Here is a 16,087-nt window from a genome sequence, read left to right as displayed (position 1 = left end):
GGCGCCGACCCAGGTTGCGGCGGACGACCCAGGTTGCGGCGGACGGCGGCGGCGGACGGCGGCGGACGGGCGGGTTGCAGTGGGACTGGCGGCGACCCCCCGCGTGGGCCATCCGGGGTGGGGCGTCGTTCCCCGCCCGGGGTATTCCTCCGCGCCTCGGCGTGGGCTTCGAGCTTCAGGTCGCCCGACCCACCCCGCCCGCTCTCTCAGCTCCCCTTCGTCCCCCCGGCGCCCGGCTCCCACCGCTCCAGCTTCCGGTGCAGCGTCTTCCGGTCCAGCCCCAGGATCCTCGCCGCCAGCGTCTTGTTCCCGCCCGCCGCCTCGAGCACCCGCAGGATGTACCGCCGCTCCACCTCCTCGAGCGGCACCAGCTCGGACGGGTCGTCCCCCGCCACGAGCACGTGCGACGGCCGGTGCTCCCGGATCTTCGCCGGCAGGTCCTCCACCGTGATCTCCGGGTACCCCGTGAGCGCCACCGCCCGCTCCATGCAGTTCTGGATCTCCCGCACGTTGCCCGGCCACGTGTACGCGAGCAGCCGCTCGGCGGCCGCCGGTGACAGGCCGACCACCTCCTTGCCCCAGCGCGTGGCGAAGTCCTCGATGAAGCGCTGCGCGAGCAGCAGCACGTCGCTGCCCCGCGCCCGCACGGGCGGCAGCTCCACGTGGAGCACGTTGATCCGGTAGTACAGGTCCTCCCGGAAGCGGCGCGCCTCGACGGCCTCGTCCAGGTCGCGGTTCGTCGCGGCCACGATGCGCGCGTCGAACGGCACCTCCGCGCTCCCGCCCACCGGGCGCACCCGGCGCTCCTGGAGGGCGCGGAGCAGCTTCGGCTGCACCGCGAGCGGCAGCTCCCCGATCTCGTCGAGCAGCAGCGTCCCGCCGTTCGCCTCGACGAACAGCCCGGAGCGCGCCGCGCGCGCGTCGGTGAACGCCCCCCGCACGTGCCCGAAGAGCTCGCTCTCGATCAGCGACTCCGGCACCGCCGCGCAGTTGATCGCCACGAACGGCCCGTCCTTGCGGCGGCTCCGCGCGTGCATCGCCTTCGCGACGACCTCCTTGCCCGTCCCGCTCTCGCCCGTGATGAGCACCGTCGCGTCCGCGTCGGCGATGCGCTCGATCAGGTCCTGCACGCCTCGCATCGCGGCGCTCCGGCCGATGAGGTCCGGGAACCCGCCGGGCCCAGCCACGGCGCGGCGCAGCCGCCGCACCTCGGCCTTGAGCGCGTGGTGCGCGATCGCCCGCTCCAGCGCCAGCGCCAGCGCCTCGATGTCGACCGGCTTGGTCACGTAGTCGTACGCGCCCGCGCGGATCGCCTGCACCGCGGTCTCGATGCTGCCGAACGCGGTGATCACCATGACCGGCACGTCCGGCCGGATCTCGGCCGCCCGTCCGCAGACCGCGATCCCGTCCATCCCGCGCATGTTCAGATCGGTCAGGATGACGTCGAAGCCCTCGTCTGCCTCGAGCAGCGCGAGCGCCTCCGCCGGTGAGGTCCGGGTCGTCGCCTCGACGCCGCGCGACCGCAGGTCCGCCGAGAGCCACGCGCACATCGCCTCGTCGTCGTCGATGATCAGCGCTCGCCTGCCCATCGTCACCTCGATGGCTCGCCCGCCATCTCTCCTCGGTAACTCGCGTAGTACAGCGCCCCGCCCGCGGCCAGCCGCGGCGCGGCGGCCGCCCCGGCCAGCCCGCCCTCGCCCTCGGCCCGCGGCCGCCGGGCTCGCGTCATCCTGCGTCATCCTGGCCGCTCGGCGGGAGGTACACCGTGAACGTCGAGCCCTTGCCGAGCTCGCTCTCCACGTCGATCCAGCCCCCGTGCTCGCGCACGATCCCGTAGGACACGCTCAGCCCGAGGCCCGTGCCCTCGCCGACGTCCTTCGTGGTGAAGAACGGCTCGAAGATGCGGAGGATGTTCTCGGGCGCGACCCCCTCCCCGCCGTCGGTCACCCGGACGGCGACGTGCTCGCCCTCGGCGCCGCCGTGGTCGGCCGGCGGGCGCGCGCGGGCGCGCTCCACCCGCACGGTGAGCTCTCCGCCCCGCTTCATCGACTGCATGCCGTTCATGATGAGGTTCGTGAGCACCTGCTGCATCTGCCCCGAGTCCACCTCGGCGCGCGCCGCCCCGCCGCTCGCCTCGTCGAGGCGGAGCGTCACGCTCCGCTTCCGGGCGAGGGGCTCCAGCAGCGCCAGCGTCTGGCGCGCGATGTGCGCGAGATCGGCCGACGCCTTCTGCGCAACCCGGCGGCGCGCGAAGTCCAGCAGCTGCCGGATGATCTTCGTCATCCTGTCCGCCTGCTCGGCGATGATGCGCGCGCTCTCCGCCGCCTCCTCCTGCGGCAGGCCGCGCGCGATCATCTTGGCGCGGCCGCCCACCACGTTGAGCGGCGTGCCGAGCTCGTGCGCGAGCCCCGACGCCAGCTTGCCCACGGTGGTGAGCCGATCCGCGTGCCGGAGCTGCTCCAGCGCCGCGATGCGCGCGGTCGTCTCGCGGCCCGCGCGCTCGCGCGCCTCGGCCAGGTGCTCGCACATCGCGTTGATCTCGTGGGCGATCCGCCCGAGCTCGTCGCGCTGCGGCAGGAGCAGCGGCCCGCCGAGGTCGCCCTCCCCGATCCGCCGCGCCTTGTCGACGAGCCGCCGCGTCGGGCGCCCGACGAGGACCTGCCCGAAGGTCATCGCCAGGAGCCCGCTCAGCGCCGCGAGGGTGATGATGGTGGCCACGGTGTTGACCACGCTCGCCTGGACGTACGCTTCTTCCTCCTCGAGCGACTCGGAGATCTCGATGGCGCCGACGCGCTCGGGCTCCACCCCGACGGGCGCGTACGTGTAGAAGCGCCCGCTCCTGTCGCCCTTGCGCTCGATCCGGAACACCTCGGTGCCCCGCGAGAGCTCCTCGATCTCGGCGGCGGGCAGCGCGGGCGCGAAGCGATCCCCGGCCGGCGCGTCGAGCCACACCCAGCGGAACCGCACGCCGTCCTCGCGCTCGCTCATCTCGTCGAGCAGCTGGAGCGCCTCCCCCATCCCGTCCCGGCGCCACGTCTCGACCACCGCCGCGCGGAGCGCGATGCCGATGAGGTGCTCGTCGCGCCGCATGTCCGCCTCGAAGAGCGCCCGCTCGCGCCGGACGGAGAGGTAGCCGTACAGGCTGAGCGCCGCGCACATGACGAGGACGAGGGCGAGGGTGAGCTTGCTGGCGAGTCGCATGAGGTCGCGGGTAGGATGCAGGACGCGTACGCGTTCTCAAGGTGCCCGTCCGCACGCTGACCCGCCCGGGCCCGCCCCGGATCGCCCCGATGGGGCAAAACTCCCCTGGACGGGCCCCCGCGGGCTGCGGCGTCACCCGCGCGCCACGTCCTCCCACGAGCCGGTCGCCGCGAGCTGCGGCGCGGGCACCGGCGCCGACCAGCGCAGCGGCAGCGCGTCCTCCCGGAAGGCGCCCTCGGCCACGTGGAACCGCAGGAGCCGCTGGGCGCCGGCGAAGGCCGAGAGCTCGGGCCCGTCCCAGAGCACCTCGGCCTCGCCGGTCAGCGACAGCACCCCGCCGGAGGCGAAGTCGACGAAGAGCACCCCGGCGCTCGGGCAGAGCGCCAGGTTGCCGAGCGTGTTGAACGCGAAATTGCCCGTGAAATCCGGCGAGGTCAGCACGGTGTGGCCGTCCTCCTCGGTCACGCGCACGAAGCCCGGCTTGCCGCCCCGATGGGACACGTCGGCGCCCTCGATCGCGTCGCCTCCCCGCGCGGCCGGCGCCGCGGTCGCGATGAAGAACGTGTCCGCGCGGCGGATCAGCGCCGCCGCGCCGGCGGACAGCGCCGGCCCTTCCGCGTGCGCCGGGGGCGCGGCGGCCGCATCCGGCGCCCTCACGAGCTCGGGCTCTCGCGCCTGGATGTACTGCGCGCAGTTGCCGAAGCTCTGCCCGACCTCGACCACGAAGCCTCGCTCGTCGGCCGCCGTGATCGTCCCGTTCATCCGGTTTCGGCGGCGGGTCTCCAGCTGGATGCCGAGGAGGCCGACGGGCGCGCCGGCCACGAGGTGCGGGCCGAGCGCATCGCCGGCTCCCGGGCGAGCGTTCACCGCGAGCGTCCGCGGATCCGGGGACGAGATGAACCCCGGCGGCCCCACGACGATCGAGGCCCACGGCCGGCGCTCTGCGTCGAGGGCCCCGACGAGCAGGAACGGCAGCTGCGCGAACAGCTCGCGGTGCTGGTCGGGCATGAAGTCCCGGATGATCCGGCGCCCGGCCTTCTCGGCGCGCTCGCGCGCCCCGGCCCGCGCCTGTACGGCCATCTCGCCCGGGTGATAGGGCGAGCCCTCCCTGGTCCACCCGGGCAGGGAGGTCACGACAGCGCCTTCTTCATCGGCACGAAGCCGGGCAGCCCCTCCACGCGGGCGAGCCACGCGCGCAGGTTCGCGTACGGATCGAGCGACACGCCGCCTTCCGGCGCGTGCGCCGTGTAGGTGTAGATCGCGATGTCCGCGAGGGTCGGCTCGTCGCCGGCCAGGAACCGCTGGTCCGCGAGGTGCTGGTCGATCACCGCGAAGAGCTGGGCGGCGATCCCCTTGGCCTGCTCGACATCCAGCTTGCGGCCGAACACGCTCGCGGCGCGCGCCGCCGCGGGCCCCGCCACGAGCTGCCCGGCGGCCACGGAGAGCCACCGCTGCACGTGCGCCCCCGCCACCGGATCGCGCGGGAGCCAGCGCCCCGACGGGTCGTACCGCGCAGCCAGGTACACGAGGATCGCGTTGCTGTCGGCCAGCGTCACGTCGCCGTCCTCGATCACGGGCACCTGACCGAACGCGTTCTTGCTCAGGAACTCGGGCGTCTTGTGAGCGCCGCCCTTCAGGTCGACGTCGACCCTCTCGAACGGCAGCCTCAGCAGCGACAGGAACAGCTCCACGCGGTGCGCGTGTCCCGAGAGCGGATAGCGGTAGAGGCGGATGGGGCTGGCAGGGAGGGTCATCGAGGTGTCCTTTCGGCTGTGGATGTCAGCGGGAGCGGCACAGTCCGCGTGGGGCTCCCGCGCTCGCCGAGCCAGGATGCCCATTCCCGCGGCCAAGGGTAATGCTCGTCCTTGACAAGGGACCATTCCGGAAACTGGAATAATCCGATGGACCGCCTCGACTCCATGCGCGTGTTCGTCGCCGTCGCCGAGGAGGAGGGCTTCGCGCCGGCCGCGCGGCGGCTGTCCATGTCGCCGCCGGCCGTGACCCGGGCCATCTCTGCGCTCGAGGAGCGCATCGGCACGCGGCTCCTGCACCGCACCACGCGCGTCGTCCGCCTGACCGAGGCGGGCGCCCGGTACCTCGCGGACTGCAAGCGGATCCTCGGTGAGATCGAGGAGGCCGAGGCGTCGGCGGCCGGGTCCCATACCGCGTTGCGAGGGCAGATCGGCGTCACGGCGCCGGTCCTGTTCGGGCGGATGTTCGTCGCGCCCGCCCTCTTCGATTTCCTGGCTCTCCATCCGCGCGTGTCGGCGTGGACGCTGCTCGTCGATCGCGTTGTCGACATGGTCGACGAGGGGCTCGACGTCGCCGTCCGGATTGCCCATCTGCCGGACTCGTCGCTCAGCGCGATCCGTGTCGGCTCCGTGCGGCGGGTGGTCTGCGCTTCGGCGGAGTACCTCGCCGCGCGGGGTGAGCCCAAGGCGCCGGCCGATCTGGCGCGTCACGACACCATTGCTTTCTCTTGGACGGGCTCCCCGGTGGAATGGTCGTTCGGGGTGGGCTCGCGGGTCGAGAGGGTCTTTCCGTCATCGCAGCTCCTCGCCAATACGGCCGACGTCGCCATCGCAGCGGCCGTGGCCGGGCGAGGGCTCGCGCGGGTGCTCTCGTATCAGATCGACCCGGAGCTGCGCGCCGGGCGCCTCTCGATCGTGCTCGCTGCGCACGAGCCCCCGCCGGTCCCTATCCATGTCGTCCACCCGGAGGGCCGGCGGGCGGCGGTCAGGGTGCGCGCGTTCGTGGATTTCCTCGTCGATCGGCTCCGGTCCGAGGCGTGGCTGAGCTCGTGATCGCAGACGGGCTCGCGCGTCGAACCTCGGCCGGAGGGCGCTCAGTCCGCCGGCGCGGTGGCGCGGATGAGGTGCTCGAAGGCCCCGAGGGCGGCCTTCGCGCCGTCGCCGAGGGCGACGACGATCTGCTTGAACGGCGTGGTCGTCATGTCGCCGGCGGCGAAGAGGCCGGGCACCGACGTCTGCCCGCGGTCGTTGACGACGACCTCGCCGAGGCCGTTGAGCTCCACCGTCCCCTTGATGAACCCGGTGTTGGGGAGCAGGCCGATCTGCACGAACACGCCCTCGATCCCGATCTGGTGCTGCTCCTTCGTCTCGGTGTGCTCCCAGCGGAGCCCGACGACCTTCTGCCCGTCGCCCACCACCTCGGTCGTGCGCGCGCGCGTGACGATCTCGACGTTGGGCATGCTCTTGAGCTTGCGAACGAGGACCGCGTCGGCGCGGAGGGCGGGGGCGAGCTCGAGCAGGGTGACGTGGCCGACCACGCCCGCGAGATCGATCGCCGCCTCGACGCCGGAGTTGCCGCCGCCGATGACGGCGACGCGCTTGCCCTTGAACAGCGGTCCGTCGCAGTGCGGGCAGTACGTCACGCCCTTGGTCCGGTACTCGGCCTCGCCGGGGACGTTCATGTCGCGCCACCGGGCGCCCGTCGCCAGGACGACGCTCTTCGCGCGGAGCGTGGCGCCGCTCGCCAGGCGCAGCTCGAACGGTGAGCCGGGGGTGATCGACGCGACGCGCTCGTGCTTGATGAGCTCGACGGGGTACGCGCGCACGTGTTGCTCGAGCGCCGCCGCGAGCTTGGGCCCGTCGGTCTCCACGACCGAGATGAGGTTCTCGATGGCGAGGGTGTCCATCACCTGCCCGCCGAACCGCTCGGCGACGATGCCGGTGTCGAGGCCCTTGCGCGCCGCGTAGATGGCCGCCGAAGCGCCAGCGGGCCCGCCGCCCACGATGAGCATGTCGAACGGCTTGCGCTGGTCGAGCGCCTCGGCGCGCTTCTTCACGGCGGAGCCGTCGTCGAGCTTGGCGAGGATCTGCTCGATCTCCATCCGACCCTGGCCGAAGGGCTCGCCGTTCAGAAAGACGGTCGGCACGGCCATGATCTTCCGCTGCTCGACCTCGCCCTGGAAGAGGGCGCCATCGACGGCGACGTGGCGAACCCTCGGGTTCCTGGCCGCCATCAGGTTCAGCGCCTGCACGACGTCGGGGCAGTTCTGGCACGATTGAGAGAAGTAGGTCTCGAACCGAAGCTCGCCGTCGAGCCGCGCGATCTGCTCGAGCGCCTCCGCGCTCACCCGCGGCGGATGGCCGCCGACGTGCAGGAGCGCGAGGATCAGCGAGGTGAGCTCGTGACCGAGCGGGAGCCCCGCGAAGATCACGCGCGGCTCCTCGCCAGGGGAGTGGATGCCGAACGACGGCGTGCGCCCTTCGCCCTCGCGCCGCTCGTGGAGCTCGACGAGGGACGAGGCGCTCGCGACGTCGCGCAGGAGCGCGCGCATCTCCTCCGACCCCTGCGAGTCGTCGACGAAGGCGGTGACCGCGACGGGACGGGTCAGCCGTCCGAGGACGTCGCGGAGCTGGGTCTTGATGGAGTCTTCGAGCATGGCTGCGTTCCTTCCGGCGAGTACGAGCGGGTCACGAGCGGTGTCGGGCGTCGCCGCGGCACGCGCGGCGACGCCCGAACGCCTCAGATCTTGCCGACGAGATCGAGCGACGGCTTGAGGGTCTTCGCGCCCTCGTCCCACTTCGCCGGGCAGACCTCGCCCGGGTGCGTGGCGACGTACTGGGCCGCCTTGACCTTGCGGAGCATCTCCGCCGCGCTGCGGCCGATGCCGAGGTCGTGGACCTCGTAGACCTTGATGACGCCGTCGGGGTTCACGAGGAACGAGCCGCGGAGCGCGAGGCCCTCCTCCTCGATGAGCACGCCGAAGTTGCGCGAGAGGGTGGCGGTCGGATCGCCGACGAGCGGGTAGTTGACCTTCTTGATCGCCGCGGACGTGTCGTGCCACGCCTTGTGCGCGAAGTGCGTGTCGGTGGAGACGCCGTAGATCTCGACGCCCAGCTTCTTGAACTCGCCGTGGAGGTCCGCGAGGTCCTCGAGCTCGGTCGGGCACACGAAGGTGAAGTCCGCGGGGTAGAACACGAAGAGCGACCACTTGCCGAGGACCGACTCGTGCGAGACGTCCACGAACTTCCCCTGGTGGAACGCGGTGGCCTTGAACGGTTTGATGCGGGTGTTGATGAGCGACATTCTCTCTTCCTCGTTTCGGGGCGGGGGCGTCTCGTGCCTCCGCGCCGTCGAGAGGCAACGTGGTCGTTCTGCGCCGGCGGTGCAAATCGAACGATTTTATGAATCGTTCACTTTTTATGATACTCCTCCGGACATGGACCTCGAGCAGGTGACGCTCACGCAGCTCCGCTACGCCGTGGCGGTGGAGCAGACCCGCAGCTTCCGCACCGCGGCCGAGCGCTGCCACGTCTCGCAGTCCGGGCTCAGCATGCAGATCCAGAAGCTCGAGGAGCTCCTGGGTACCGTGCTGTTCGACCGCAGCAAGAAGCCCGTTCTGGTGACCGAGGAGGGGGCGCGCGTCATCGCTCAGATGCGCGAGATCCTCCGGGAGACGGAGCGGCTCGGTCAGATCGTCGCCGGCGACGACGCTCCGGCGGGGCGCTACCGGCTGGGGATCATCCCGACCCTCGCTCCCACCGTGCTGCCCCTGTTCCTCGATCCCTTCGTGAAGGCACACCCGCGCGTCGAGCTGTTCATCGAGGAGCTGAAGACCGAGGAGATCATCGAGCGGCTCGCCGCCGACACCCTCGACGCGGGGCTCGCTGCGACGCCGCTCCACGCTCCGGGGCTGAGCGAGACGCCCCTCGGACACGAGGCGATGGTCGCCTATCTCCCCGAGGGCGACCCGCTGCTCGACCGCAAGTCGGTCACGCAGGCGAACCTCAGCGATCGCGAGCTGTGGGTGCTCCCGGAGGGGCACTGCTTCCGGAGCCAGGTGCTCTCGTATTGCAGGAGCGGCCAGGCGAGGCCCCCGCGCGGCGTTCAGCTCGAGAGCGGCAGCTTCGAGACGTTGATCGGCCTCGTCGACACCGGGCTCGGAGCGACGGTGCTACCCGCGCTCGTGGCGCAAGGGCTGCCCGCCGAGAAGCGCCGCGCCCGCGTGCGGCCCCTCGCCCGGCCGATCCCGCTCCGGGAGATCGGGCTCGTCACGTCGCGGACTCAGCTGCGCAGGCGCGTCACCGAGGCGCTCGCGGCCGCGATCCGCGAGCACCTCGGCCGCGCGCTCGGGCCCTCGCCCCCGGGCGGGAGCGTGCTCGATCCGCTGCTCCCCGAGGGCTGACGAGGCAGGCTCGGAGGTCATCCACGCATCGACGATGAGGCAGCCTTCACTGCACGGCAGGCGGAAGCTCGTCCAGAGGTGGATGCCAGCGCGCGGAAGGTGTTGACCGGATGCACGACCGCTGGGACGTTCGTGGCCGGATGATCACCCCCGATGTTCCCCGCGGCTCTCTCACGGCGCCCGCGCAGCGCCCGACAGCGGGGCTCGTGCCGCTCGAGCGCCCCGGCTTCGGCGCGGGCCTCAAGGCCATGCTGGGCGGCTACGGGTACCTCTTTCGCACGCCGGACCTCTGGCCGCTCGCGCTCGTCCCCACGGGCATCGCGCTGGTGCTCATGGTCGTGCTCTCCATCGTCGGCGTGAAGCTCGCGCCTTCGCTCGTCGAGCTGATCGTGAGGGAGCCGGGGGCGGGGTGGCCCTGGACCGTGCTCATGGCCGCGCTGCGGATCCTCTCGCTCGCGGTGGTGCTCGTGGCCGCCCTCGTCATCTCGTTCGGGCTCGCGAAGCCGCTCTCGGGGACCGCGCTGGAGCGGATGGTGCGCAGGGCCGAGGCCGATCTCGGGGCGCCCCCGTGGCCGGAGGTCGGCTTCTTCGCGGACATGTGGCGCGCGCTGCAGTCGTCGCTCGTGGCGCTCGCCTTCACGCTCCCGATCCTCATCGTCCTCGGCGTCGTGGGTCTCCTCTTCGCGCCGGCGAGCGTCGTCGTCGTCCCGCTCCAGCTCGCGGTGACGGCGCTCGCGGGGGCGTGGGACCTCTGCGACTGCCCGCTGTCGATCCGCGGCGTGCCCGTGGCAGAGCGGATCGCTTTCGTGCGCCGGAACCTCGCCGCGGTGATGGGCTTCGGCTTCGGCCTCGCGCTGCTCTCGTTCTTGCCTTGCGCGCTGCTCATCGTGCTCCCGGCCGGCGTCCTCGGGGCGGCTCGGCTCGTCGTCGCGCTGGAGCGGTGGGAGGCCACGGAGCGAGCGCCGCGCTGAGCTCGGGCTGCCCGGGGAACCGAACGGCACGGCGGTCTGCTACGTCGCCCAGAGCACCGAAAGATCGAGCTCGACGGCCTCGAAGGGCTCGACTCGCACGCGCGCAGCGTCGCGGTGGACGGCGGCGGGCCCAAAGCCCCGGCCCGAGACCAGCGAGAAGACCTCCAACGTCCGTGCGATCGGATCGACCAGCCATGCGTAACGCACGCCCTCGCGCGCGTAGATCGGCATCTTCTCGTCACGGTCGACAGATGCCGTCGACGGGCTCAGCACCTCGCAGATCCAGTCCGGAGCGAGCGCGAAGTAGGCCGTCTCCGGCAGCTCCGGCATCCGCTCGCGCCGCCAGCCGGCGAGGTCGGGCACGAGCGCGTCGATCTCGCCCGGCGCGGTCGGGTCGGGGAAGCGTAGCTCCGGCTCGTCCAGGATCCACCAGCCGCCCGGCCCACCATCGCCGAGGCCGAAGGGGCCGCCGATCTTGATCCCCAGCACCGAGCTCGCGTTGGCGTGGCGCGGCGCCGGCCGGGGCAGGACGTGGAGCACGCCGCCGATGAGCTCCGCCACCTTGTTCGCCGGGACGGCTTCGAGCTCGGCGTACGTCGCTCGGCGCTGCTTCTCGGCGGGCTGGCCCATGGGCGAAGCCTGCACGGGGGTGGGCGGCGAGGCAAGGCAGCGAGGAGCCTTGTCTTGAGACCTGTGGATGTGGCGAAGGGCGACCGCTGCTTGGACCCTGACTCGGCGCCGATGAGCGCTACATCCAGAGGCGCGCCACGATCCCGTACGTCCCTGGACCTGGCACGCCCCCCTGGTTCTCGCCGCAGATCACGACCTTCTGGCCCGGGTAGACCGCGGCCCGCTGGATGCCGCCCGAGTCGCCGACATACAGGGAGAGCACGCCGCCGACTCCGAAGTTGGGATCGAGCCTGCCGTCGCGCAGGTAGCGCGCGAGTACCGGCCCGGGTGTGGCGCCGCCGGTCGCATTGCCCACGACCAGGATCCGGCCGTCGGGGAGCACGATGGCGTGCTGCGCCACGTCGTCGCCGTCGGTGATCGGGAGCGCGACGACGCCCGACGCGCCGAAGCTCGGGTCGGCGGCGCCGTCTTCGAGGAAGCGGCGGACCTCGAAGTCGGCGCTCCCTTCCTTGCCGACGCTGCCGCCCACGAGGATGCGGCCGTCGTCGAGGACAGCGACCGCCGCCGTGCGCTCGCTGCTCGCGGACGTGCCGAAGACCTGCTGGCCGCCGGTCCCGAAGGTGGTGTCGGGCTGCCCGTTGGCCAGGAAGCGGGCGAGGATGCCGTCGGACTGGCCCCCCGTGTCCACCTCGCCCACGACCAGGATCCGGCCCTCGCGGTCGACGACCACGGCCCTCGCGGTGGAGGCGCGGTCGAGCGCCCAGAAGCCGTTCGGCGCGGCGAAGGCGGTGTCGAGCCTCCCATTCGAGGACACGCGCGCCACCATCATGCGCGCGTCGCGAGCGCCGGCGACGAGGATCTTGTCGTTGGCCAGGACGAGCCCATCCACGACCGTCTCTTCGCCGCCCGTGTCGAGCAGCGCCTTGCCGTTGTTGCCGAACTCCGGGTCGGTGGTCGCGCCGTTCGCCCCGACGCGCCAGAGGGCGATGTCACGCGGCTCCGGGATCTCGTGCCAGCCCATCGCGATGATCTTGCCGTCGACCTGGTGCCCCACCGCGAACGACTCGGCCTCGGAGCCCGAGCTGCTCCCGATCCTCGTCGACAGCAAGGCGCCGCCGGCGAAGTCGGGATCCAGCGCGCCGGCGCTGGTCAGGCGCGCGATCTTCATCGAGGAGCCGCCGACGCCGCCGATGCCCCAGCCGGTCGCGACGATCCGCTCGCCGACCACCTCGATATCGGTGAAATAGCCGCCGTCGTCGTTCCCGAAGCGCACCGGCGCGATGCCCGTCGCCACGCCGAACGTGGCGTCCAGTGAGCCCGGGCGGCCGGTCACGAGCGCGTTCGTCACGGCGGCGGTGCTTTCCAGGGCGCCGGAGGTCGCCGCCAGGGTGAAGGAGATCGTGTTGCCCAGGGCGAGCGGCGCCTCGGCGCCTACCACGATCTCGGCCTTCGTCTCCTTGGCGGCGATCGTGATGCGATCGACGACGAGGCCCGCAGGAGGGCTCACCGCCGCCACCGTCACCTCGCCATCGAAGCCGCCAGTGCGGCGTATCTCGATCTCGACAAGGTTCTTCCCCCCGAGAGGCACCGTGACGTTGGGCGTCAGGACGACGAGCGCGAGATCCATGACGTCAGGGCCGTGACCGCCGCCGCCGACCTCGCCGCCGGCCTCGCCGCCGCCGCCGCCAGCCCCGGAGGTCGCGCCCCCGCTCCCTTGAGACGTCTGGCCGTCGGGCCTGCCCGTGTCTGGATCGTCGCTCACGTCATGAATGCCCAGGATCTGCTGGCAGCCCGCGAGAGCGAGCGGGAGCGAGGGCATACACAGAAGCGGGAGCAGGGCGGCGAGCCGCCGGCGAGGGCGCATTGCCGCCATCGTCGCACCCCCCCTCGCGACGTCAATCCAGACCACGAGCTCTCCCGCCGCCCGGAGCTGCTCAGGGCGCGGCGGCCGGCGCCTGCGCCGCCGGCTTCCCCGCAGGCTTCGCGCCCTTGTCGCCTCCGTCGCCGCCCGCGCCCGTCGCCGCCCCGCCAGCCGGCGCCGCCTCACCCCCCGGCGCCGTCTCCTCGAGCAGCTCCGCCAGCTTCTGCTCGGCGTCCTTGTCGAGCGCGCTCTTCATGTCGAACGTCAGCATCGGCAGCGGGCCCTGGTTCATCGCCGGCAGGCGCCCGTTCCATCGCTCGAGCGCGCGGTACTGCAGCACCGCCGGCGTCGTCGACAGCCGGATGATCGTGTTCGCCTTGGCCTCGGAGCGCGCGCGGATGAGCAGCGCGTCCGCCTCGCCGCGGGCCCGCTCCCGCGCCGACTCGGCCGCGCCGCGCGCCGTCGCGATCGCCTGGTCGGCCTCCGCCCTCACCTGACGCACCCGGTTCTCGGCCTGGATCGCCTTCTGCGTCGCCTCCATCGCCTGGTTAATCGCCGCGGCCACGTTCTCGGGAAGCCTCAGCGCGCCGTTGATCGTGAGCTGATCGATCCGGATGCCGTCCTTCTCGAGCACCAGCTCGAGCTCCTTCGTCACGTCGTGGATGAGCCTCGTCTTGCCCGACCCGTAGATCTCCTGGACGGGCATCTTCGACGCGACCGAGTTGAACGCCTCGCGCACCGCGTTGCGCACGTAGCGATCGGCGAGCCTCATCAGGTCGTTCTCCCGGAAGCGCAGGTACAGGTGGGGCGCTTTCTCCGGGTCGATGTGGAACGACATCCCGATGTCCGCGCCGACGTTGACGCCCTCGGAGGACGAGAACGTGATCGACTCGTCGACCGTTCGGCCCTCGTGCGCCGACGCCGTCCAGACCACGTTCTGCACGCTCGTCGGAAACTGCACGATCTGCTCCGTGAGCGGGTTGTAGAACACCCAGCCGGTCACGACCGGGATGTCGCTCACGCCGCGGTTCGAGCCGGCGAGCTTGACCCGGATGCCCACGTGCGCGGCGTCGATCCGCGTCACCGTGGTGCACGCGACGAACAGCATCGCCACGAGGAGCACGAGGCCGAGCGCGACGCCGCGGACCGCGCCGGCGACGCCGCCGCCGCTCGAGCGCCCGAACTTGATGGAGGGGATCTTCGCCATGGGCGAGGTTCTACCTCAACCCCTGCGCCTTACGAGGAGGTCGAGGGCGCTCGCGCCGGCGGCGCCGCTCACCCGTCGCGCGAATCGCGCGTCCCCTCCGCGTCGTCCGCGCGCTCGCGCCTCGCCCTGCGCTTGCGCCGCCGCTTGACCGACACCCCGCTCGACTGCATCGCGAAGAGGAGCGCCTCCCGGAGGTTCGAGAGCGTCTTGATGTTCGACAGATCGAGCCCCAGCGACACCACCGTCTGCGCCACCTCGGGCCGGATGCCGACGACGATGCCCTGCGCCCCGAGCAGCGCCACGGCGTCGATGAGCCTCAGCACGTGATCGGCCGTGGCCGCGTCCACGGCGCTCACCCCGGTCAGATCGATGATCGCGTGACGGCAGCGGGTCCGCGCCACGGCCTCGAGCAGCACCTCCATCATCTGCTGGGCGCGCTCCTCGTCGAGGACGCCGAGCACCGGCATCGTCAGCACCCCCCTCCAGACCTCGATGATCGGCGTCGACAGCGCCCGGATCGCCTCCTGCTGCTGCTCGATGATCGCGAGCCGCTCGTTCAGCACGGCCTGCTGGCGCTTCTTCTCGGTGATGTCCGTCCCGCCGCCCGCCATCTGGAACGGCACGCCCTTGTCGTCCCACTCGGCCATGCCGCGGGCGAACACGTCGCGGTACTCGCCGTCCTCGCGCCGCAGCCGGTACTCCACCTCGAAGGGCCGCCGCTCCTCGAGGTGAGCCCGCAGCGCGGCCTGCACCGCCCTCTGGTCGTCGGGGTGCACGCGCTCGAAGAAGCTCGCGAACGTCCCGCCCCACGCCTCGCGGCGGACGCCGATCATCTGGAGCATGCGATCGCTCCACTCCACCGTGTCCTCGCGGATGTTCCAGAACCAGACGCCCTCGTTCGACGCCTCCGCGAAGAGCCGGTAGCGCGCCTCGCTCCTCCGGAGGGCGGCCTCGGCGCGGCGCAGCTCGGCCACGTCGGTGGTGCCGCCGATCCACCGGAAGATGTTCCCCGCGGCGTCGCGCTGCGGCAGCGCGCTGACCACGTGCTCCCGGTACGTCTGATCGCTCGCCCGCCGCAGGCGGAACTCCGTGTGGTACGGCTCGCCGGTCGTGAGGCTCCGGGTCCACGCCGCCACCGTCTTCGGGACGTCGTCCGGGTGCAGCACCGCGAGCCAGCCCTCGCCGATCATCTGCTCCTCCGTGCGGTCGAAATAGTCGAGGACCGCCCGGTTCACGAAGTTCAGCTGGCCGTCCGGGCGCGCGGTCCACACCTGGAGGGGCATGGCGTTCCCGAAGAACCGCAGCTGCGCGTCCAGGTCGCTGAGCGGCGCGTCCAGCAGCCCGGCCCCGCTCGCCGGGCCGCCGGCCCCGCGCACCCGGCTCGGCGGCGGCGCGTCCCGCCCGTCCGGCTCCTCCACCTCCTCCTGCCCCGCCCAGGAGGCGTCCCCGAGCGCGCGGAGGAGCGGCTCTTCCAGGTCGAGCGTGCGCTCCGCGCGGCTCTCCGCGACCCGCGCGCGCACGAGGCGGAGCAGCTCCCTCCGCACCTCCTCCTCGATCCGGCCGCGCAGGTAGTCCTTCGCGGAGGCCCGCGATTCGGTGAACCTCACCGACTCCGCCGACAGCTCCGCGATGTCCAGGAAGATCCCGAGCGGCGCGCAGGGCCTCGGCGTGATGCGCAGCGCGAGGGCCGTGTCGAGCCGGTGCTCCTTCGCCTCTCCCTCCGCGTCGACCCGCACCGTCACCGCGTGCGGGATCGCGACATCGAACGCGCCGCTCATGCTCCGCGTCGCCGCCGGTTCGCCGACCTCGAAGTCCATCGTGAGCCGCGATGGCCTGCCGAGGACCTCGAGCTCCCGCTCCTCGCGGCGCCCGACCGGGAGGAGGGCGATCACCTGGCGGCGTATCACGTCCTCGGTCATCGCGAGATCGACGATGCTCCGACCCAACTCCTCGAGCGTCAGCCCTCCGTCCTTCACCGCGTCTCCTTCCCGATCCCGCTCTCCCCTGCTGTCCGTTAGCCCTCCTCGCGCCCGGAGGGCAATCGTGTGACGTTAGCGCACCGC

Annotated in this window: 14 protein-coding genes; 3 read left to right on the top strand and 11 right to left on the bottom strand. The window is 72.2% G+C overall.

Annotation, left to right across the window (positions count from 1 at the left end; genetic code table 11):
• Window positions 1–206 precede the first annotated feature (206 nt).
• The 5 genes from WME82_RS37345 to WME82_RS37325 all read right to left on the bottom strand — a co-directional run bounded on the left by WME82_RS37345 (window position 207) and on the right by WME82_RS37325 (window position 4,955).
• Window positions 207–1,589: a sigma-54-dependent transcriptional regulator gene (locus WME82_RS37345; protein ID WP_437741266.1), complete on the bottom strand. Its 1,383-nt coding sequence runs from the start codon at window positions 1,587–1,589 to the stop codon at window positions 207–209.
• Window positions 1,590–1,591: 2 nt separating this feature from the next.
• On the bottom strand, window positions 1,592–1,729 hold the full coding sequence (locus WME82_RS37340; protein ID WP_438039216.1) for a hypothetical protein: 138 nt from the start codon (window positions 1,727–1,729) through the stop codon (window positions 1,592–1,594).
• A complete protein-coding gene (locus tag WME82_RS37335; protein ID WP_438039215.1) occupies window positions 1,726–3,201 on the bottom strand; it encodes a sensor histidine kinase in 1,476 nt (491 codons plus the stop codon). The genes WME82_RS37340 and WME82_RS37335 overlap by 4 nt, the downstream gene beginning before the upstream one ends.
• A gap of 132 nt (window positions 3,202–3,333) precedes the next feature.
• Entirely contained in the window at window positions 3,334–4,335 is a 1,002-nt protein-coding gene (locus WME82_RS37330) for a flavin-nucleotide-binding protein (RefSeq protein ID WP_438039214.1), read from the bottom strand.
• The gene (locus tag WME82_RS37325; protein WP_438039213.1) at window positions 4,332–4,955 is read right to left on the bottom strand and encodes a glutathione S-transferase family protein; all 624 of its coding nucleotides are present in this window, start codon (window positions 4,953–4,955) and stop codon (window positions 4,332–4,334) included. The genes WME82_RS37330 and WME82_RS37325 overlap by 4 nt, the downstream gene beginning before the upstream one ends.
• Before the next feature lie 147 nt (window positions 4,956–5,102).
• Here WME82_RS37325 and WME82_RS37320 point away from each other — a divergent pair, with 147 nt between their 5' ends.
• Window positions 5,103–6,005, top strand: a complete 903-nt coding sequence (locus tag WME82_RS37320; RefSeq protein WP_437852541.1) for a LysR family transcriptional regulator — start codon at window positions 5,103–5,105, stop codon at window positions 6,003–6,005.
• A gap of 41 nt (window positions 6,006–6,046) precedes the next feature.
• Here the strand turns inward: WME82_RS37320 and ahpF are convergent, their stop codons facing one another.
• Window positions 6,047–7,609 carry an alkyl hydroperoxide reductase subunit F gene (gene ahpF, locus WME82_RS37315; RefSeq protein WP_438039212.1) on the bottom strand — a complete coding sequence of 521 codons (1,563 nt, stop codon included), beginning with the start codon at window positions 7,607–7,609 and terminating at the stop codon, window positions 6,047–6,049.
• 83 nt (window positions 7,610–7,692) lie between these two features.
• On the bottom strand, window positions 7,693–8,256 hold the full coding sequence (gene ahpC, locus WME82_RS37310; protein ID WP_438039211.1) for an alkyl hydroperoxide reductase subunit C: 564 nt from the start codon (window positions 8,254–8,256) through the stop codon (window positions 7,693–7,695).
• A gap of 133 nt (window positions 8,257–8,389) precedes the next feature.
• Between ahpC and WME82_RS37305 the strand changes: the two genes are divergently transcribed.
• Together WME82_RS37305 and WME82_RS37300 are read left to right on the top strand one after the other, a co-directional pair.
• A complete protein-coding gene (locus tag WME82_RS37305) occupies window positions 8,390–9,355 on the top strand; it encodes a hydrogen peroxide-inducible genes activator (protein ID WP_438039210.1) in 966 nt (321 codons plus the stop codon).
• 110 nt (window positions 9,356–9,465) lie between these two features.
• Window positions 9,466–10,326 carry an EI24 domain-containing protein gene (locus WME82_RS37300; RefSeq protein WP_438039209.1) on the top strand — a complete coding sequence of 287 codons (861 nt, stop codon included), beginning with the start codon at window positions 9,466–9,468 and terminating at the stop codon, window positions 10,324–10,326.
• A gap of 39 nt (window positions 10,327–10,365) precedes the next feature.
• Here the strand turns inward: WME82_RS37300 and WME82_RS37295 are convergent, their stop codons facing one another.
• The 4 genes from WME82_RS37295 to WME82_RS37280 all read right to left on the bottom strand — a co-directional run bounded on the left by WME82_RS37295 (window position 10,366) and on the right by WME82_RS37280 (window position 16,000).
• Window positions 10,366–10,956 (bottom strand): Uma2 family endonuclease, encoded by a 591-nt coding sequence (locus WME82_RS37295; protein WP_438039208.1) that lies wholly within the window; start codon window positions 10,954–10,956, stop codon window positions 10,366–10,368.
• A gap of 118 nt (window positions 10,957–11,074) precedes the next feature.
• Window positions 11,075–12,820 (bottom strand): delta-60 repeat domain-containing protein, encoded by a 1,746-nt coding sequence (locus WME82_RS37290; protein ID WP_438039207.1) that lies wholly within the window; start codon window positions 12,818–12,820, stop codon window positions 11,075–11,077.
• Between the two features lie 70 nt (window positions 12,821–12,890).
• Complete coding sequence (locus WME82_RS37285) at window positions 12,891–14,024, bottom strand: prohibitin family protein (RefSeq protein WP_438039206.1); 1,134 nt, start codon at window positions 14,022–14,024, stop codon at window positions 12,891–12,893.
• A 68-nt stretch (window positions 14,025–14,092) separates the two neighbouring features.
• Window positions 14,093–16,000 carry a PAS domain-containing protein gene (locus WME82_RS37280; RefSeq protein ID WP_438039205.1) on the bottom strand — a complete coding sequence of 636 codons (1,908 nt, stop codon included), beginning with the start codon at window positions 15,998–16,000 and terminating at the stop codon, window positions 14,093–14,095.
• Window positions 16,001–16,087: the final 87 nt, after the last annotated feature.

Origin of the sequence: Sorangium sp. So ce128, assembly GCF_051525245.1 — a bacterium.
Lineage (GTDB): Bacteria > Myxococcota_A > Polyangia > Polyangiales > Polyangiaceae > Sorangium > Sorangium cellulosum_B.
This window is presented reverse-complemented; position numbering and strand designations above follow the sequence as displayed.